We start from the raw sequence: 16,901 nt of genomic DNA, 5'->3' as shown, positions 1-16,901 counted from the left end.
CGCCCGTTACCGAACATTCGTCTGGTAACCGCCTTCCGTTGATCCCCAGCGCCGGAGAACGCCATGCAGGTGACCTTGCATCAGGACAAATGCGTCGCCTCGGGGCAGTGCGTCCTCGCCGCCCAGGACGTGTTCGACCAGCGGGACGAGGACGGTCTCGCCGTACTCCTCGACGACCGCCCGCCGGCGGAGTTGCACGACGACGTCCGTCACGCGGCCGCCGTCTGCCCCGCCCTGGCGATCGCACTGGCCGACCAGTGAGCGCACCGCGGAACGTCGTGATCGTGGGTGCCTCGGTCGCGGGGCTCACCGCGGCCGTCACACTGCGCACCGAGGGGTACGACGGAAGGCTCACCCTCATCGGCGACGAGCCTCACACTCCCTACAACCGGCCGCCGTTGTCCAAGCAGATCCTGGCGGGCACCTGGGAGCCGGACCGGATCAAGCTGCGCACCAACGAGGAGCTGTCCACCCTCGACGCGCGGCTGCTGTTCGGCAGATCCGCCGCCGGTCTGGACACCGACGCCCGCCGGGTGGTGCTGGACGGCGGCGCCGGCGTCTCCTACGACGCCCTGGTCATCGCCACCGGTGTCACCCCCAACAGCCTGCCTGGCGCCCACCATCTGGCCGGGGTGCATCTGCTGCGCACCCTCGACGACGCCCTCGCCCTGCGCGCCGATCTGCGCCGCGAACCCGATGTGAAGGTGGCGGTGGTCGGCGCGGGCTTCCTCGGCTCGGAGGCCGCGGCGGCGGCCCGCAGGATGCGGCTGGACGTCACGATGATCGACCCCCGGCCGGTGCCGATGCGGCGGCAGTTCGGCGACCGGATAGCCGCTCTGGTCGGGCGGTTGCACAAGAAGAACGGGGTGTCCATGCGCTGTGGCACCGGAGTGCGGCGGTTCTTCGAATCCGGTGGCCGGGTGACCGGTCTCGAACTCACCGACGGCACACTGCTGGACGCCGATGTCGTGGTGGTCGCCATCGGTGCCGCCCCGGCGATCGGCTGGCTGGCCGGATCCGGCCTCGAACTGCGCAACGGTGTCGAATGCGATCCCACCTGCCGTGCGGCGCCCGGCGTCTACGCGGCCGGTGATGTCGCCTCGTGGCACAACAACCACTTCGGCTGCCGGATGCGGCTGGAACACCGGCTGAACGCCACGGAACAGGCGCGGGCCGTCGCCCACAATGTGCTCGGCGAGAACCAGCCGTTCGCCCCCGTGCCGTACTTCTGGACCGATCAGTACGACGCTCATATCCAGGCGTACGGCATCTTTCCCGCCGACGCCGAACTGGCCGTGCTCCACGGCGAGCTGGAGGGTGGCCACTTCGTCGTCGCCTATGGACACCGGGGCCGGGTGGTCGGGGTGCTCGGCTGGAACAGCCCGTGCGAGCTGCGCAAACTGCGTCAACTCGTGGTTGACCGGGCACCGTGGGCATCGATCCTGCCCGCTCCCCAGGCGGTGTGGCCCGGCCGACACCTCTCGGCCAGTCTGCGGTGACCGCGGCGTCAATTTCCGGCCATGCGCTCTCGCGAGGCTGGCCGGGTGCTGGTCCGTCGCCTTCTCCTCCAACGTGTCGCCGTCGCTCCTGGCCACTGCCGGCTCCTCGGGCTCGCCGGGTCGGTGGCCCTGGCAGCGGGTGGCGCGACGGCGGGAGCGCTACCGGTGGGGGACGCCCTCACCCCTGACTCCGGAAGAGAGGCGCTCGGGCTGATCAGCACCTATTTCGGGCTGGTGCTGCTGATCGCGGCGTGGTGGCTGCTGGGGCGCGAGGTGCGCGGGCCGAAGCCGCCCGGCCCCCGCTCGCTGCTGATCACCCTCGCCACCTGGGCGGCTCCCCTGCTGCCCGGTCCGCCGCTGTTCAGCCGGGATGTGTACAGCTATCTCGCCCAGGGCGCGATGGTGCACGCCCGCATCGACGTCTACACCCACGGCCCCATCCGCCTCGGCGGGCCGCTGGCGGACGAGGTGGCGCCGGTGTGGCAGCACACCCCGACGCCGTACGGCCCGGTCTCGCTGGCCTTCGAATCCGCCATCGCCCACGCCTCGCGCGCCGAGCCGTCGCTCGGGGTGATCGGGCTGCGGCTGATCGCGCTGCTCGGGGTGGCGCTGATGGTGCTCGCGCTGCCCGTTCTGGCCCGCCGCTGCGGTAACGACCCGAGCGCCGCCCTGTGGCTGGGCGGCCTCAACCCGCTCCTGCTGCTGCATCTGGTGGGCGGGGCGCACAATGATGCCGTGATGCTCGGGCTGCTCGGGGCCGGGCTGGTGGCCGCGACGGGCCGATGGCCGGCCTGTGGCGCGGTGCTGGTCACGCTCGCCGCCCTGGTCAAGGCCCCGGCGGCGCTGGGGCTGCTGGCGGTCGCCACACTGTGGGCGCGCCGGGTGGAGGGCCGCGGGCGCCGCGTCGGCGCCGTGGCGGCCACCGCCGCGCTGTCCCTGGCCACCACGGGGGTGGCGACGGCCGTGACCGGCACCGGCTACGGCTGGATCTCCGCGCTCACCACCCCGGCCTCACCGGACAACTGGGCGCTGACCAGCACGCTCGGCCGCGCCACCGGCGCCCTGCTGGAGGCCGTCGGCAGCGGTCTGGCGCCACTGGCCGCGCCCGCGTGGCACGGTCTGGGGCTGCTGGCCACCGCCGTGGCCATCGGGGCCGCCTGGCTGCGCCCGCCCCGCCCCCGGCCGGTGTACGCGCTGGGGCTGAGCCTGATCGCGGTGGCCGTACTGGGCCCGGCGATCCGGCCCTGGTATGTGCTGTGGGGGCTGTTCGTGGTCGCCGCGGCCGGTCCGGGCGGAACGGTGCGCAAGGCGGTGGTGGCCGGGAGCGGGGTGCTCGCGCTGGCCGTGCTGCCCAATGGGTTCGCGCCGGATTCGCGACAGCTGACGTACGCCGTGTGCGGGGGTGCGCTGGCGGTGTGCGCGCTGTGGTGCGTACGGCACGCGCCGGGGTTCGCCACCGGCGACGCGCTGCCCGCCGTCCCCGGCGGCCACCGATCGGAGCGTTCGGCATGACGGGGCCCACCACCTCACGCGGACGGCTGGTGCTGGCGCTCGCCCTCATGGTGGCGGTGGCGCTGTTCCTGGCCTTCGTCCCGCTGCACCGGCACTGGTTCGACCTCAACGTCTACTACGACGCCGTCGGCCACTGGATGCGGGACGGCCGCATCTACGACTTCACCATCCCCGGCGCGGACGGGGCGGACTACGGCTTCACCTATCCGCCCTTCGCGGCGCTGTGCATGCTGCCGATGGCCCTGTTCACCTGGCCGGCCGCGATCACCCTGAGCATGGTGCTCAACGTGGCCGCCTCGGCGACCCTGCTGACCTGGCTGATCGGGCCGATCGTCCGGCGGCACGGCTGGAACAAGTGGTTCGCCTTCGTGGTGTCGGCCTGTCTGTTCGTCCTGCTGGAGCCGGTGCGGGACACCTTCAGCTTCGGGCAGGTCAATCTGCTGCTGCTGGCGCTGGTGTTCTTCGACGCCTGGCTGCTGTCCACGGGGCGTGGCCGGTTCGCCGGCTGCGGTATCGGGCTCGCCGCCGCCATCAAGCTCACTCCGGCGATCTTCATCGGCTATCTGCTGATCACCCGGCGGTGGCGCGCGGCCGCGACCGCCGCGGGCACCGCGGCGGCCGCCACCCTGCTGGCCCTGGCGGTGGCGCCGGGGGCCTCGCGGGTCTACTGGACCGAGGCGCTGTGGGACACCGACCGGATCGGGGTGCTCTCCTACGTCTCCAACCAGTCGTGGGAAGGGGTGCTGGCCCGGCTGGCCGATCCGGTGCCGCCGAGCGGGGTGGTGTGGGCGGTCGGGGTGCTCGCCGTGCTGGCCGTCTGGGCGCGCCGGGTGCGCTCCGCGGTGGCCGTCGGGGACGAGCGGGCGGGCTTCGCGCTGACCGGGGTGACCGCCTGTCTGATCAGCCCCATCACCTGGGTGCACCATCTGGTGTGGCTGATTCCGGCCCTGGCGGTGCTGGTCGACAGCGGGCTGCGGCCGGACGAGCCACCGGCCCGGCGCAGGCTGCTGCTCCAGGTCGGTGCGGTGGTGTACGTGCTGCTGTGCAGCAGTGTGGTGTGGCTGTGGCGGTTCGACTCCACCGGGGTGGACGGCTTCCTCGGCAGCAACACCTATGTGTGGATCTGCCTCGGCCTGCTGATCGCGCTCCCGCTGCGCGGCGCGCGCTCCGCGACGATGCTGAGCCAAGAGCCTTATCCGGCACGTATCCCATGACCGACAGGAGTGTCCGGACCGATGCCTGAAGCGATGCCGCGCCCCGCGGGGCAGCCCCTGGACCGGCCCGCGGAGCGGACGGAGCGCCGGTCCCTGTACCGGCGGCTGCCGCTGCGCCAGATGCTGTGTCTGTTGCCGCTGCTCGTCGTGGCCGTCTGGGTGGTCCAGCACCGCTCGCTGATCGGCTCCGGCGCCCGTCAGATGTTCACCGCCAATCCGTACTGGCTGCTGACGGCGGTGGCGACCACCGGGCTCGGCTGGGTGGCGGTGTCGTTCGCCCGGCAGGGCACGGTACTGGAGCGGCTGCCGGCCAGGCGGCTGTTCGCCACCCAGTTCGCCGCGGGGGCGGCCAATCATCTGCTGCCGTCGGGGATCGGCGCCGGCGCGGTCAACATCCGGTTCATGACGGGCTGCGGGCTGCCGCCCGCCCGCTCCTCGGCGGCGCTCGCCCTGTACTTCCTGGCGGAGGCCACGGCCCGGGTGGGGTTGCTGCTGGTGCTGCTCGTGGCGTTTCCCGAGGCGCTGCGGCTTGGCCCGCTGCTCCCGGAGCCGGTGAGCGGGAGGGTGGTGGCCGGGGTGGTGGCGGCGGCCGGGGTGCTGGTGGCCGGGGTGGCCCTGATCCGTCCGGTGCGCCGGCTCGTGGTGACGTTCCTGCGCACCGCGCTGGCCGACGCCCGTTCGCTGCACATGCGGCCGTCCAGGGCGCTGGCGCTGTGGGGTGGTTCGCTGGCGTTTCCGCTGCTCCAGGCGACGGGGCTGGTGGCGGTCGCGCTGGCGCTGGAGCTCGAGGTGCGGCCGGCGCATGTGATGCTCGCGTATCTGGCCGCCACGGCGGTGGCCGCCGTCGTACCCGCCCCCGGTGGTATCGGCTCGGTCGACGCGGCGCTGGTCATCGCGCTGGTGGCGGCGGGGGCGCCGGTCGAGTCGGCCACGTCCACGGTGCTGGCGTACCGCTTCATCACGGTGTGGCTGCCGCTGATCCCCGGGGCGCTGGTGCTGGGCGGACTGGTGCGCTGGAAGATCGTCTGACCCGGCGGGGTCATGCCCCGCGCAGGGTGAGGACGTCGTCGGGCCCGACGTCGATGTGCGAGCCGAGGAAGGCCCCGACCCGGTCGAGGGTTGCGCCCAGCCATGCGGCGTCGTCGTGGCCGGTGCGCTCCAGCCGCATCCGCCGTGACCGCAGGGGCACCATGCGCAGGCTCACCAGGCGGCCGGTGTCCGGGTCCAGCTCGGGGAAGTAGAGCAGCCGCAGATCGTCGCGGTACCGCTCATAGCCGCCGATGCCCTCGTAGTCGTCGACCATGTCGCCGCAGCCGTAGAGGACCAGCTTGCCGCGGTACACCTCGAGGGGGCGGGGGTGGTGGGAGGAGTGGCCGTGGACGAGGTCCACACCGCCGTCGATCAGGGCGTGGGCGAAGTGGATCTGATCCGGTGAGATGCCGTACCCCCAGTTGCCGCCCCAGTGGACCGAGGCGACGGCGAGGTCGCCGGGGCGCTTCAGCCGCCGTACGCGGACGGTGATCGCGTACGCGCAGGCGTCCGACAGCTCGGGCAGGAAGTCGACCCCGGACCGGTTCTCGGCCGCGGCCCACCGGCCCGGGATACCGCTGGAGGCGGCGCCGAACGAGAAGACCAGCACCCGGCGGTGGTCCCCGGCCGGGACGGCGGCGGGGCGCCGCGCCGCGGCCGCGTCACGGCCCGCTCCGGCCACCCGGAGCCCGGCGGCGGCCAGGGAGTCGAGCGTCTCGTCGAGCCCACGCCGGCCGCCGTCGAGCACATGGTTGTTGGCCAGGACGCAGACATCGGGCCGGATCGCGGTCAGACAGGGGAGGTTGTCCGGGCTCATCCGGTAGTGGACGTCCTTGCCCGGGGCGAACTCATCACTGCGGGTGACGCTCGTCTCCAGGTTGACCACCCGCACCTCGGGCGCCTCCTCGTCCAGCACCGCCAGGGCGTCGCCCCAGGGCCAGGAGAAGTCCACCGGGCGCGGGATCGGGCCGTTGGCCTCCTCGGCCAGCTCCACATAGGCCCGGGAATCGCGGATGTAGGGCTCGTGGAGCTCCGGATCGCCCGGATGCGGCAGTATCTGGTCGACACCGCGGGCGAGCATCACATCGCCGCAGAGGAACAGCCTCACCGCCGTGTCGTGCATACCTCAACGATAGGCGTGCGTCGCCATGAGTGACCGTGGCCGGGGTGGGGACCCGGAGGGGCGGACGCACAGGGAGGTGCGGCGGATGAACGGAGCGGAGACGGGCGAGAGCCCGCTGCGGCCCGGGGACCTGGAGGAGGCCACGGCCCGGCTGTCGGAGCAGGCGGAGCGTGCGGCTCGCAGTTCGCCCGGAACGAGGAGACCGCGGCGGCGCTGCGCGCGGACTGCGATCTCGACGCCGCGGACACGGGGGCCAAGGCCGTGACCCTCAGGGAACTGCACTCGCGGGCGGAGACGGACGCGGCCCTGCTGGAGCGGACCGTCGCGGCGCTGGACCAGCTGCGCGGCGGATCCTTCGGGATCTGCACGCGGTGCGGCCGGCCTCAGGGCCGGGAGCGGGCGCTGGCCCTGCCCCACGCGGAGCTGTGCGTCGTATGCGCCGAGCAGCGGGGGGCGGGGCCGGGCGGCTGACGCGGCGGCGGCTGAGGCGCGCCCCGCACACCGCGTCCGGGCACGCGGCCGTGGCCGCCGGGGGCATGGGCGTCACGCGGCACGGGCGCCGACCTCCTGACCCAGACGGGCGCAGGTGCGGCTGATGAGCCGGGAGACATGCATCTGGGAGATGCCGAGCCGATCGGCGATCCGGCTCTGGGTCTCGTCGCAGAAGAACCGCAGGTAGAGGATCTCCCGCTCGCGCGGGGGAAGCCTGCGCAGGCACGGCTTGAGGGATTCGCGCTGAACCACCCGCTCGTAGGAGGACTCGGTGGAGCCGAGGGTGTCCACCAGTGCGTAGCCGTCGTCGGCGCCACGCAGTGCGGCGTCCAGCGACAGCGTGCGGAAGCTGTCGAGCGCCTCCATGCCGACGAGGACGTCCTCCTCGGTCATACCGGTGTGCCGGGCGATGTCCTTGACGCTGGGCGAACGGTCGTCCGGAGAGCGGGTCAGCTCCTGGATGGCGGTGCGGACCCGGTTGCGCAGCTCCTGGACCCGGCGCGGGACGTGCAGGCCCCACATGTGGTCGCGGAAGTGCCGCTTGACCTCCCCGACCACGGTCGGGACGGCGTAGCTCTCGAAGGCCGAACCCCGGTCCGGCTCATAGCGCTTGACCGCCTTGACGAGGCCGACCATGGCGACCTGCCGCAGATCCTCGGGGCTTTCGCCGCGGTTGCGGAACTGTGAGGCGATGCGCTCGGCCATCGGCATCCAGGCCCGGACGACATCCTGTCGCAGGGCCTCCTTCTCCTGACCGTCCGGCAGGTCGGCGATCCGGCGGAAGTCGGCAGAGGTGTCGGGGGCGTCGTCGTGGGTGTGCTTGGGGTGTGTGCGGGGGTGCGCTCGTGCGGACGTCATGGGCGGTCTCCCTTCGGCTGTCGTCGGTGTCACCACAGGTTCTGGCAATCCGGACAACTCGGGCGACCGTGAACACGCCTTCCGCAGCCGGGCTGCTCCCGTGGCGTGCCTCCGGTCCGAAGCACACTGTCCGCGTGCCCTTCCTCGGCACAGCGAAACGGAGTTCGTCTCCATGGATGCCGGTCCACCCGGTGCGTCGTACGTCACACCGGTCCGGTTCGTGGCCGTATGGGCATGTGGGAGGGCCCGCGACAAGGATTCGGCCCACGATCAAGATTTACGGAGGCTTTCCCGCCGTTTCGCCCATCTGCCGTTGTCCGTACCGTCTTGGCGGAAGAGACTGCACCGTTCCCCCCGCTTCCCTTCGAACGCCACAGGAGACCGGAGCGTCATGACCTCCATAGACCGTCGAAGATTCATGCAACTTGCCGGTACCGGCACGGCCATGTCCCTCCTCTCCGCCAGCATCGCGCGCGCCGCGGAGATTCCGGCGAACCGCCGGACCGGAAGCCTGCGGGACATCGAGCACATCGTCGTGCTGATGCAGGAGAACCGTTCCTTCGACCACTACTTCGGCACCCTGCGCGGGGTACGGGGATTCGGCGATCCGCGGCCGGTGCGGCTGCCGAGCGGCAAGCCGGTGTGGCACCAGTCCGACGGCTCCAAGGAAGTCCTGCCCTTCCGTCCCGAGGTGAACGACCTCGGGCTGCAATTCCTTCAGGACCTGCCGCACGGCTGGGGCGACGGCCATGTGGCGTTCAACGACGGCGCGTACGACAAGTGGGTGCCCTCGAAGTCGGCCACCACCATGGCGTATCTGACCCGCGAGGACATTCCGTTCCACTACGCGCTGGCCGACGCCTTCACCATCTGCGACGCCTATCACTGCTCGTTCATCGGCTCCACGGACCCCAACCGCTACTACCTGTGGTCCGGTTACACCGGGAATGACGGCAAGGGCGGCGGCCCGGTGCTGGACAACGCGGAGGCCGGCTACGGCTGGACCACCTACCCCGAGCGCCTGGAGAAGGCCGGGATCTCCTGGAAGATCTACCAGGACATCGGCGACGGGCTCGACGCCGAGGGCGGCTGGGGCTGGATCGACGACGCCTACCGCGGCAACTACGGCGACAACTCGCTGCTGTACTTCAACCAGTACCGCGGCGCCAAGCCCGGCGACCCGCTGTACGACAAGGCCCGCACCGGTACCGACGCCAAGAACGGCGACGGCTTCTTCGACGTCCTGCGGGCCGATGTGAAGGCCGGGAAGCTGCCGCAGATCTCCTGGATCGCGGCCCCCGAAGCCTTCACCGAGCACCCCAACTGGCCCGCCAACTACGGCGCCTGGTACGTCGCCCAGGTACTGGACGCGCTCACCTCCAACCCCGAGGTGTGGAGCAAGACCGCGCTGCTCATCACCTACGACGAGAACGACGGCTTCTTCGACCACGTGGTGCCGCCGTACGCGCCCGCCGCCAAGCGGGGCGCCTCGACCGTGGAGACCACCGGGGAGCTGTACCCCGGCTCCTCCTCGCAGCCCGCGGGCCCGTACGGGCTGGGGCAGCGGGTGCCGATGCTGGTGGTGTCGCCGTGGAGCAAGGGCGGCTGGGTGTGCTCGCAGACGCTGGACCACACCTCGGTCATCCGCCTCATGGAGCGGCGCTTCGGCGTCGAGGAGCCCAACATCTCGCCGTGGCGGCGGGCGGTGTGCGGTGACCTGACCGAGGCCTTCGACTTCTCCCGGACCGATGTGAAGTTCCCGGCCCTGCCGAACACCAGCGGCTACCGGCCCAAGGACAACGAGCGGCACCCGGACTACGTACCGGCGCTCCCGGCGAACCCCTCGCTGCCCCGGCAGGAGTCCGGGCTGCGCCCTGCCAGGCCGCTGCCGTACGACCTGTCGGCCGATGCCACGACCGGCGCCGACGGCGGTCTGCGGGTGGACTTCGTCCACCACGGCAAGGGCACCGCCGCGCACTTCCACGTGACCTCCGCGAGCCATGGGGGCGGGCCGTGGGGCTACACCGTCGAGGCGGGCAAGCGGCTGTCCGGCAGCTGGCAGCGCTCCTCGGCGGACAACGGCGCCTATGACCTCCAGGTGCACGGTCCGGCCGGTTTCCTGCGCCACTTCACCGGCCACGCCACCGGGGAGGGCCCCGAGGTGAGCGCCCGTCACGACCGGGCGACCGGTGAGGTCGAGCTGGCCCTCGTCAACCAGGGCGACACGACGGTGCGGCTCACCGTCACGGACGGCTACCACAAGGAGAAGCCTGCGAACTACCGGCTCCGGCCGGGCGCGCGGGTGGTGCACACCGCGCGGACCGGGGGCAGCCACCAGTGGTACGACCTGTCGGTGGCCTCCGACCACGACAGCGGCTATCTGCGCCGGCTGGCGGGGCATGTGGAGACCGGCCGAGCGGGGATGAGCGACCCCGCGCTCTCGGCGGACTGAGCCTCCGCCACCGGTCCCCCGTCGCGCGCCCGTCCGGCTCCCCGCCGGGCGGGCGCGCGGTGCGTCTCCCCATCACATATGGCGCTCGGGCCGTCAACATCCCCTGTGGCGCTCGGGCCGTCAGCGCCGCGCGCCCGAGGCGCGGACACGGAACCCGGCCGGGGTCTCGCCCGAGCGCCGCCGGAAGAACTTGGTGAAGACAGTGGCGTCCGGGAAGCCCAGCCGCTCGCCGATGGCCGTGGCGGACAGATCGGTGTGCACCAGCAGCCGCTTGGCCTCGAGCAGCACCCGGTCGTCGATGAACCGCTTGGCACCGCAACCCACGGTGGCGCGGGTGGCCCGGGTCAGCGTGCGGACGCTGTAGCCCAGCCGGTCCGCGTAGTCCTCCACCCGGTGGCTGCGGGTGTAGTCGCGCTCCACGGCCCGCTGGAAGCGGCGGAACGCCTCGCTGCCCGCCGTGTCCCCGCTCTGGACGCCGGGCAGATGGGCCAGCCGCAGCACGAGGACGGCGACGAGGTGGCGCACCACCTCGACATGCGCCTCCAGCGGCCCGGACACCGTCCGGTACTCGCTCTCCAGCAGGTCCAGGACGCCACGGACGGCCTCGGCATCGGCGCCCTCGGGCACTACGAGGGGGGACCGGGACGCGGGCCGGTCCAGCCGGGCGACCGCGGCGGTGGCGGCGCCGAGATAGCCGGGCGGGAAGAGCACGGCGGCGCCGTCCGCCGCGCCGAGGGCGGACCGGAACTGGTGGATCTGCCCGGGGCGCACCCACATCCAGCCGCCCTCGGTCAGCTCGTGTTCGGTGAAGTCCACCGAGCAGCGCAGCGTCCCGGAGCGCACGGTGATCAGCTGGTGGAAGGCGAGCCGCATCGGGGCGTGGACATCGAGGCCATGGCTCCGGGCGCGGGCGGCGAGTCCGGGGAAGTCCAGGACGGCCGCTCCCGGCGGGGCTCCCACGGAGGGCCGGAACGGAACCTCGGTGACATCACGGTGTCCGTTTCTGTCCATAGCGCGTCTTCAGTGTACGACTGGTGTGCCCTGGTCCGCATCTAGCGTGGAGTGCGTTGTGGTGAACGGGTGACCGAAAGAGTCCCTGCGGTCACCGCTTCCCCCTTCACCGAGAGCATTCCGCCGAGAGCAGCCGAGGGAGCGCGCCGCCGTGCGATTGATCGTGGGCATGACAGGAGCAACGGGGGCCGTGTTCGGCGTCCGGCTGCTGGAGACGCTGGCCGAGCTGCCCGAGGTGGAGACCCATCTGGTCCTCAGCCGCTGGGCGCGTACCACGATCGAACTGGAGACCGGCAAGTCCGCCCGTGAGGTGGCCGGGCTCGCCGATGTGACCCACTCCCCCGAGGACCAGGGCGCCACCATCTCCTCCGGCTCCTTCCGCACCGACGGCATGATCATCGCGCCGTGCTCGATGAAGACCCTCGCCGGGATCCGCGCCGGCTACGCCGACGGGCTGGTGGGCCGCGCCGCGGACGTGGTCCTCAAGGAGCGGCGCCGGCTCGTCCTCGTACCGAGGGAGACCCCGCTCAGCGAGATCCACCTCGAGAACATGCTGGCGCTCTCCCGGATGGGCGTGCGGATGGTCCCGCCCATGCCCGCCTTCTACAACCACCCCCGGTCGGTGGACGACATCGTCGACCACCTCACGGCCCGCCTCCTCGACCAGTTCGACCTGCCCGCGCCCGCCGCCAAGCGGTGGGCGGGCATGCGCGCCGCCCGCGGCCCGAAGCCCACCGCCGCCTGATTCCCCCCGCCCCTCCCCCACTTGGAGTTCTCATGGCCTACGACGACTTCCGCGGCTTCCTCGACGCCCTCCGGAAGGAGGGGCAGCTGCTGCACATCGACGACGAGGTGATGCCCGAGCCGGACATCGCCGCCGCCGCGAACGCCGCCCCGCGCCTGGGCGGACACGCCCCCGCCCTGTATTTCGACCGCGTCAAGGGCTTCACCGACGCGCGGATCGCGCTCAATGTGCACGGCTCCTGGGCCAATCACGCGCTCGCGCTCGGGCTGCCCAAGGAGACCGGCACCAAGGAGCAGGTGGAGGAGTTCATCCGCCGCTGGGACACCTTCCCGGTCGCCCCCGAGTGGCGCGAGAACCCGGTGTGGGCCGAGAACACCCTGGAGGGCGAGGACGCCGATATCTTCCGGGTGCTTCCGCTGATCCGGCTCAACGACGGCGACGGCGGCTTCTACATCGACAAGGCGGCCGTGATCTCCAAGGACCCCGCCGACCCCGAGCACAGCGGCAAGCAGAACGTCGGCATCTACCGCATCGAGGTCAAGGGCAGGCGCACGCTCGCCATCCAGCCGGTGCCGATGCATGACATCGCCCAGCATCTGCACACCGCCGAGGAGCGGGGCGAAGACCTGCCCGTGGCCATCGCGCTCGGCAACGAGCCGGTGATCTCCATCGTGGCCTCCACCCCGATGGAGTACGAGCAGAACGAGTACGAGCTGGCCGGCGCCCTGCGCGGCGCCCCCGCCCCGGTCTCCCGGGCCCCGCTCACCGGGCTGCCCGTGCCGTGGGGCAGTGAAGTGGTCATCGAGGGCGTCGTCGAGGGCCGCAAGCGGGAGATCGAGGGGCCGTTCGGCGAGTTCACCGGCCACTACTCCGGCGGCCGGAACATGCCGGTCATCCGGGTCGACCGGATCTCCTACCGCACGGCCCCGATCTTCGAGCATCTCTACCTCGGCATGCCGTGGACCGAGGTGGACTATCTGATCGCGGCCAGCACCTGTGTGCCGCTGTACAAGCAGCTGCGCCGCGACTTCCCCGAGGTCCAGGCGGTCAACGCGATGTACACCCACGGGCTGGTGGTCATCGTGTCCACCAAGAAGCGCTACGGCGGCTTCGCCAAGGCCGTCGGCATGCGGGTGCTGACCACGCCGCACGGCCTCGGCTACGCCGCCACCGTGATCGTGGTGGACGAGGACGTCGACCCGTTCGACCTCCCCCAGGTGATGTGGGCGCTGTCCACGAAGATGAACCCGGCGGGCGATCTGGTGCGGATCCCCAATCTGTCGGTGCTGGAGCTGGCCCCGCAGGCCATCACGCCCGGTATCACCGACAAGCTCGTCATCGACGCCACCACCCCCGTCGCCCCCGACAACCGCGGCAACTACGGGACCCAGGTGCGCGATCTGCCCGAGACGGCCGAGTGGCTGGCCCGGCTGCGGCAGCTCACCTCCGCCCGCTGAGCACACCACCCCACCCCACCTCATGGAAGGACTTCGGATGTCCGACACCACTCCCCCGCGCCCGGCCTCCCTGTGCCCGCGCTGTGCCCACGAGACGATCGAGCACATCACCGGCTCCCCCGTCCCCGGCGTCTGGGAGGTGCTCCAGTGCGCACGGTGCCTGTACATGTGGCGCACCAGCGAGCCCGCACGGCGCACCCGGCGCGACGCCTACCCCGAGGAGTTCATGCTGACGCCCGGGGACATCGGCGCCGCGCCGGAGGTCCCGGCCGTTCCGCCGCTGCTCAAGCCCGAAGCCGGAACGGCTACCAGGTGACGGGGAGTTCGTACACCCCGTAGATCACCGCGTCGTACTTGAACGGGATATCCGCCACCTCCGCCGCCATCCGCAGGGTGGGGACGCGGCGGAACAGGGTGGGGTAGACCACCTGGAGCTCCATCCGGGCCAGCGGCTGACCGAGACAGTGGTGGGTGCCCGCGCCGAACGCCTGGTGGTGGCGGGCGTCCCGGCCGATGTCCAGCCGGTCCGGGTCCGGGAAGACGGCCGGGTCCCGGTTGGCCAGTTCGCCGAGGAGGATCACCCCCTCACCCGCCCGGATGGTCCGGCCGGCGATCTCGATGTCCTCCAGTGCCGTCCGGCGGCGCCCGAGGTGGACGACGCTGAGGTAGCGCAGGAGTTCCTCCACCGCGGAGACGATCACCTTGGGGTCGTCGGCCTCGCGGACGCGGGCGAGCTGTTCGGGGTGCTGGAGCAGCAGCAGCGTCCCCATGGTGATCATGTTGGCCGTGGTCTCGTGGCCGCCGAGGAGCAGCAGCACACCCATCGCGGCGGCCTCACGGCGGGTCAGCTCGCCCGCCGTGATCTGTTGGGCGAGCCCGGAGAGCAGATCGTCACCGGGCCGGGCGAGCTTCTCCCCCACCAACTGGTCCAGATACCCGTACAGGTTGGTGTGCGCGGCGGCCCGCTCCTCGGGCGTGGCCACGGCGGAGACGAGAACCTTGCTGTTGGTCTGGAAGAATTCATGGTCCGCGTACGGGACGCCCAGCAGCTCGGAGATGACCAGCGACGGAAGCGGCAGCGCGAGCGCCTGGACCAGGTCGGCCGGTTTCGGTCCGGCCAGCATGCGGGTGATGAAGTCGTCCACCATCTCCCGCACGACCGGGCGCATCGCCTCGACCCGCTTGATGGTGAAGGCGCCGCTGACCATGCGGCGCAGCCGGGCATGCTCCGGATCGTCCATGCCGACGAAGCTCAGGTCGGTGGATGGCCGTTCGCCGCCGGTGTGGGGAACGGGGCTCGGGAAGCCGGGGTGGGAGAAGTCGGCGCTGAGCCGGGGGTCGGAGAGCAGGGTCTTCTGCTCGGCGTGGCCGGTCACCACCCAGGGGGTGCTGTCGTTCCAGGAGCGGACCCGGGTCAGCGGGCCCCAGCTCGCCAGCCCGCGCAGCTCCGGGGACGGGTCGAAGGGGCAGACCGCGGCGCGCGGCTGGGGGAAGTCGGGGATCTCGGCCGACGCGTCGTCGGCCACGGGCGAGGTGGTCATGGTCTTCCTCCGAGGGTCGGTCGGGAGCGGGCCCGCGTTGATCAGTCCGGAGACTCGCTCAGCCGGATCGCGGCGGCCGGGCAGACGCTCGCGGCCTCCCGGACGGCCGTATGGTGTCCGTCGGCGGGCTCGGCGTCGAGCAGCACGACGATGCCGTCCTCCTCGCGCTGGTCGAACACCTCGGGCGCGATGAGCACACACTGGCCCGCGCCGCAGCACTTCTCCTCGTCGACGGTGATCTTCATGTCCGGGCCTCCTTGGCTGGGGAACGACGGGTGACGGGGGCGAGCAGCAGACCGGTGATGGCGTCGGTGAGCGCGCCGGCCGTGTCGTCCCAGGACGGCTGGCGCGTACTGGTCCCCTCGGCGAGGGCACGCTCCCGTTCGGCACAGGCGTGGGTGATCAACTGGCGGGCCATGTCGCCGCGTTCGGCCCGCACCTCGGCGGGCAGCGCGTCCAGGCAGCCGCCCAGGCCGTAGAGGGTCTCCCGCAACGGCTCCCGGGTGAGGGCCTCGTCGGTGACGATCGCCCGCAGCACGGGGTCGGTCATCACCTGGACGGCGAACCGGGCGTACCAGGAGGGGACGCCCAGGGTGGCCAGGTGCTCGGTGGCGGGGCACACCAGGCAGGCGACCCAGTCCCGGACCTCCTCGCTGCCGCGGGTCTCCTCCACCATCCGCTGCCGGATCTCCTCGATCGCCTCGGAGTGCTTGCGCATGATGGCGCGCACCAGATCCGCCCTGGTGCCGAAGTGATAGCCGACCGCGGCGACATTGCCCTGCCCGGCCGCCTCGCTGATCTGCCGGTTCGACACCGCGACCAGGCCGTGCTCGGCGTAGAGCCGCTCCGCCGCGGCCATGATGGCCTCGCGGGTCCCGGCGGAGCGGACGGTGCGTGCGTCGGTCACCGTGGCCTCCAGTCTCCGTGGTTCCTGTGAGCTGTCGCGGCCACTCTAAAACGCGTGAATTAAATAAGGCAACTGACTGAAGAGCCCGGCCGGAGGCCGGGCCCTTGGGAGAACGCCGATCAGCCGGCCGTGCCGGGCGCGGGCGGGCGGCAGCGCAGGACGCTCACCGGCCCGGACAGCTCGGTGTGCCCCGCGGCGTACGGAATCAGCACGGTCTGCCCAGCCCTCACGGCCAGCGGACGTCCCCGCTCATGGCCGAGCGTCCCGGCGCCGTCGAGGACCACCAGTACCGAGAGGCCCGGGTCCAGCGCGGCCGTCGGCTCGCCCCGGCACAGCTCGGCCCGGAAGGAGCTCCCGGCCTCCGGTGGCAGCACACTGGCGCCGGAGACCACACCCGCGCCGGGTCCGCGCAGCCGGGCGAGCGCGGCGGCGTCGACACCCACGCGGTCCACGGCGGCCAGTGCGCGGCCGAAGCCCAGTCCCAGATGGCCCTCGGTGGCGCCGTCGATCGCATAGCCCTCCCACTCCAGCAGGACGGAGAAGTCGGTGGGCTCCTGAAGCTCCACCAGCAGCACGCCCGCTCCGATGGCATGGGGCATCCCGGCGGGGCACAGCAGCGCGTCCCCCGCGGCCACCGGCACCCGGTGCACGGCGTCGTGCAGCGCCTCCGTATCTCCGCGCTCCACCCAGCCCGCCAGCTCGTCCGCGGTGACATCGCGGGTGAAACCCATGCGGATCTCCGCGCCCGGGGCCGCGTCCACCACGAACCACGCCTCGGTCTTGCCGTGGGCGCTGCCCAGATGGGCCCGGGCGAAGGCGCGGTCGGGGTGGCTGTGCAGCGGCAGCCGCTGCCCGGCGTCCAGCAGCTTGACCAGCAGCGCGGTGTCCGCTCCGTACGCCCCGGTGTGCTCGGGGCCCAGCCAGGCGCCGGGGTCGGCGGCCACGGCATCGGACAGCCGGGTGCCGTCCGGCAGCGTGGTCAGCCCGGCGGGGGCCTGGGCGAACCGCGGGGTGGTGGGCGGGTCAGGGCCGCCCACCGCCCCCGTCACGGGGCCGCGACG

The 16,901-nt window shown here is 72.1% G+C and carries 17 protein-coding genes; 10 read left to right on the top strand and 7 right to left on the bottom strand.

The window, feature by feature from the left end; all coding sequences use genetic code 11:
• The first annotated feature begins 63 nt into the window (after positions 1–63).
• Genes ACMTAK_RS49070 through ACMTAK_RS49050 form a run of 5 tightly spaced genes read left to right on the top strand, consistent with a single transcriptional unit; the run spans position 64 to position 5,254 of the window.
• Positions 64–261, top strand: a complete 198-nt coding sequence (locus ACMTAK_RS49070; RefSeq protein WP_262698324.1) for a ferredoxin — start codon at positions 64–66, stop codon at positions 259–261.
• Positions 258–1,499, top strand: coding sequence for an NAD(P)/FAD-dependent oxidoreductase (locus tag ACMTAK_RS49065; protein ID WP_413812199.1), 1,242 nt, complete (start codon positions 258–260; stop codon positions 1,497–1,499). Before ACMTAK_RS49070 ends, ACMTAK_RS49065 begins: the two co-directional genes overlap by 4 nt.
• 21 nt (positions 1,500–1,520) lie before the next feature.
• Positions 1,521–3,011 (top strand): polyprenol phosphomannose-dependent alpha 1,6 mannosyltransferase MptB, encoded by a 1,491-nt coding sequence (gene mptB, locus ACMTAK_RS49060; protein ID WP_413812198.1) that lies wholly within the window; start codon positions 1,521–1,523, stop codon positions 3,009–3,011.
• Positions 3,008–4,225 (top strand): glycosyltransferase 87 family protein, encoded by a 1,218-nt coding sequence (locus ACMTAK_RS49055; RefSeq protein WP_413812197.1) that lies wholly within the window; start codon positions 3,008–3,010, stop codon positions 4,223–4,225. Before mptB ends, ACMTAK_RS49055 begins: the two co-directional genes overlap by 4 nt.
• A 21-nt stretch (positions 4,226–4,246) precedes the next feature.
• Positions 4,247–5,254: a lysylphosphatidylglycerol synthase transmembrane domain-containing protein gene (locus ACMTAK_RS49050; protein WP_413812196.1), complete on the top strand. Its 1,008-nt coding sequence runs from the start codon at positions 4,247–4,249 to the stop codon at positions 5,252–5,254.
• A gap of 10 nt (positions 5,255–5,264) precedes the next feature.
• On the opposite strand, the gene ACMTAK_RS49045 is transcribed toward ACMTAK_RS49050, so the two are convergent.
• Positions 5,265–6,377, bottom strand: a complete 1,113-nt coding sequence (locus ACMTAK_RS49045) for a CapA family protein (protein WP_413812195.1) — start codon at positions 6,375–6,377, stop codon at positions 5,265–5,267.
• Positions 6,378–6,638: 261 nt separating this feature from the next.
• Here ACMTAK_RS49045 and ACMTAK_RS49040 point away from each other — a divergent pair, with 261 nt between their 5' ends.
• A complete protein-coding gene (locus ACMTAK_RS49040) occupies positions 6,639–6,848 on the top strand; it encodes a TraR/DksA family transcriptional regulator (protein ID WP_413812194.1) in 210 nt (69 codons plus the stop codon).
• Between the two features lie 72 nt (positions 6,849–6,920).
• Here the strand turns inward: ACMTAK_RS49040 and ACMTAK_RS49035 are convergent, their stop codons facing one another.
• On the bottom strand, positions 6,921–7,727 hold the full coding sequence (locus tag ACMTAK_RS49035; protein WP_413812193.1) for a SigB/SigF/SigG family RNA polymerase sigma factor: 807 nt from the start codon (positions 7,725–7,727) through the stop codon (positions 6,921–6,923).
• A 391-nt stretch (positions 7,728–8,118) separates the two neighbouring features.
• On the opposite strand from ACMTAK_RS49035, the gene ACMTAK_RS49030 reads away from it, so the two are divergent.
• Entirely contained in the window at positions 8,119–10,179 is a 2,061-nt protein-coding gene (locus ACMTAK_RS49030) for a phosphocholine-specific phospholipase C (RefSeq protein ID WP_413812192.1), read from the top strand.
• Positions 10,180–10,299: 120 nt separating this feature from the next.
• On the opposite strand, the gene ACMTAK_RS49025 is transcribed toward ACMTAK_RS49030, so the two are convergent.
• Positions 10,300–11,190, bottom strand: coding sequence for a helix-turn-helix transcriptional regulator (locus ACMTAK_RS49025; protein WP_413812191.1), 891 nt, complete (start codon positions 11,188–11,190; stop codon positions 10,300–10,302).
• Between the two features lie 151 nt (positions 11,191–11,341).
• Between ACMTAK_RS49025 and ACMTAK_RS49020 the strand changes: the two genes are divergently transcribed.
• Genes ACMTAK_RS49020 through ACMTAK_RS49010 form a run of 3 tightly spaced genes read left to right on the top strand, consistent with a single transcriptional unit; the run spans position 11,342 to position 13,708 of the window.
• On the top strand, positions 11,342–11,935 hold the full coding sequence (locus ACMTAK_RS49020) for a non-oxidative hydroxyarylic acid decarboxylases subunit B (protein ID WP_413812190.1): 594 nt from the start codon (positions 11,342–11,344) through the stop codon (positions 11,933–11,935).
• 32 nt (positions 11,936–11,967) lie between these two features.
• Positions 11,968–13,392 carry a non-oxidative hydroxyarylic acid decarboxylases subunit C gene (locus ACMTAK_RS49015; RefSeq protein ID WP_413812189.1) on the top strand — a complete coding sequence of 475 codons (1,425 nt, stop codon included), beginning with the start codon at positions 11,968–11,970 and terminating at the stop codon, positions 13,390–13,392.
• A 37-nt stretch (positions 13,393–13,429) separates the two neighbouring features.
• Positions 13,430–13,708, top strand: coding sequence for a non-oxidative hydroxyarylic acid decarboxylases subunit D (locus ACMTAK_RS49010; protein WP_413812188.1), 279 nt, complete (start codon positions 13,430–13,432; stop codon positions 13,706–13,708).
• On the opposite strand, the gene ACMTAK_RS49005 is transcribed toward ACMTAK_RS49010, so the two are convergent.
• From ACMTAK_RS49005 to ACMTAK_RS48990, 4 genes are all read right to left on the bottom strand, one after another.
• Positions 13,698–14,933, bottom strand: a complete 1,236-nt coding sequence (locus tag ACMTAK_RS49005; protein ID WP_413812187.1) for a cytochrome P450 — start codon at positions 14,931–14,933, stop codon at positions 13,698–13,700. The two genes, ACMTAK_RS49010 and ACMTAK_RS49005, sit on opposite strands and share 11 nt — an antisense overlap.
• 41 nt (positions 14,934–14,974) lie before the next feature.
• Positions 14,975–15,178 carry a ferredoxin gene (locus tag ACMTAK_RS49000; protein WP_262698309.1) on the bottom strand — a complete coding sequence of 68 codons (204 nt, stop codon included), beginning with the start codon at positions 15,176–15,178 and terminating at the stop codon, positions 14,975–14,977.
• Complete coding sequence (locus ACMTAK_RS48995; protein ID WP_413813224.1) at positions 15,175–15,792, bottom strand: TetR/AcrR family transcriptional regulator; 618 nt, start codon at positions 15,790–15,792, stop codon at positions 15,175–15,177. Before ACMTAK_RS48995 ends, ACMTAK_RS49000 begins: the two co-directional genes overlap by 4 nt.
• 167 nt (positions 15,793–15,959) lie before the next feature.
• On the bottom strand, positions 15,960–16,877 hold the full coding sequence (locus ACMTAK_RS48990; RefSeq protein ID WP_413812186.1) for a class I mannose-6-phosphate isomerase: 918 nt from the start codon (positions 16,875–16,877) through the stop codon (positions 15,960–15,962).
• Positions 16,878–16,901 lie beyond the last annotated feature (24 nt).

Origin of the sequence: Streptomyces lacaronensis (genome assembly GCF_047337785.1) — a bacterium.
Classification (GTDB): Bacteria; Actinomycetota; Actinomycetes; order Streptomycetales; family Streptomycetaceae; genus Streptomyces; species Streptomyces lycopersici.
This window is presented reverse-complemented; position numbering and strand designations above follow the sequence as displayed.

What these genes read in the sequence shown, in the direction of transcription:
- ACMTAK_RS49010 (WP_413812188.1), top strand. Translation starts at nt 13,430, where the DNA reads ATGTCCGACACCACTCCCCCGCGCCCGGCCTCCCTGTGCCCGCGCTGT.
- ACMTAK_RS49045 (WP_413812195.1), bottom strand. Translation starts at nt 6,377, where the DNA reads ATGCACGACACGGCGGTGAGGCTGTTCCTCTGCGGCGATGTGATGCTC.
- mptB (WP_413812198.1), top strand. Translation starts at nt 1,521, where the DNA reads ATGCGCTCTCGCGAGGCTGGCCGGGTGCTGGTCCGTCGCCTTCTCCTC.
- ACMTAK_RS49030 (WP_413812192.1), top strand. Translation starts at nt 8,119, where the DNA reads ATGACCTCCATAGACCGTCGAAGATTCATGCAACTTGCCGGTACCGGC.
- ACMTAK_RS49050 (WP_413812196.1), top strand. Translation starts at nt 4,247, where the DNA reads ATGCCTGAAGCGATGCCGCGCCCCGCGGGGCAGCCCCTGGACCGGCCC.
- ACMTAK_RS49000 (WP_262698309.1), bottom strand. Translation starts at nt 15,178, where the DNA reads ATGAAGATCACCGTCGACGAGGAGAAGTGCTGCGGCGCGGGCCAGTGT.
- ACMTAK_RS49035 (WP_413812193.1), bottom strand. Translation starts at nt 7,727, where the DNA reads ATGACGTCCGCACGAGCGCACCCCCGCACACACCCCAAGCACACCCAC.
- ACMTAK_RS49005 (WP_413812187.1), bottom strand. Translation starts at nt 14,933, where the DNA reads ATGACCACCTCGCCCGTGGCCGACGACGCGTCGGCCGAGATCCCCGAC.
- ACMTAK_RS49015 (WP_413812189.1), top strand. Translation starts at nt 11,968, where the DNA reads ATGGCCTACGACGACTTCCGCGGCTTCCTCGACGCCCTCCGGAAGGAG.
- ACMTAK_RS48995 (WP_413813224.1), bottom strand. Translation starts at nt 15,792, where the DNA reads ATGGCCGCGGCGGAGCGGCTCTACGCCGAGCACGGCCTGGTCGCGGTG.
- ACMTAK_RS49025 (WP_413812191.1), bottom strand. Translation starts at nt 11,190, where the DNA reads ATGGACAGAAACGGACACCGTGATGTCACCGAGGTTCCGTTCCGGCCC.
- ACMTAK_RS49055 (WP_413812197.1), top strand. Translation starts at nt 3,008, where the DNA reads ATGACGGGGCCCACCACCTCACGCGGACGGCTGGTGCTGGCGCTCGCC.
- ACMTAK_RS49070 (WP_262698324.1), top strand. Translation starts at nt 64, where the DNA reads ATGCAGGTGACCTTGCATCAGGACAAATGCGTCGCCTCGGGGCAGTGC.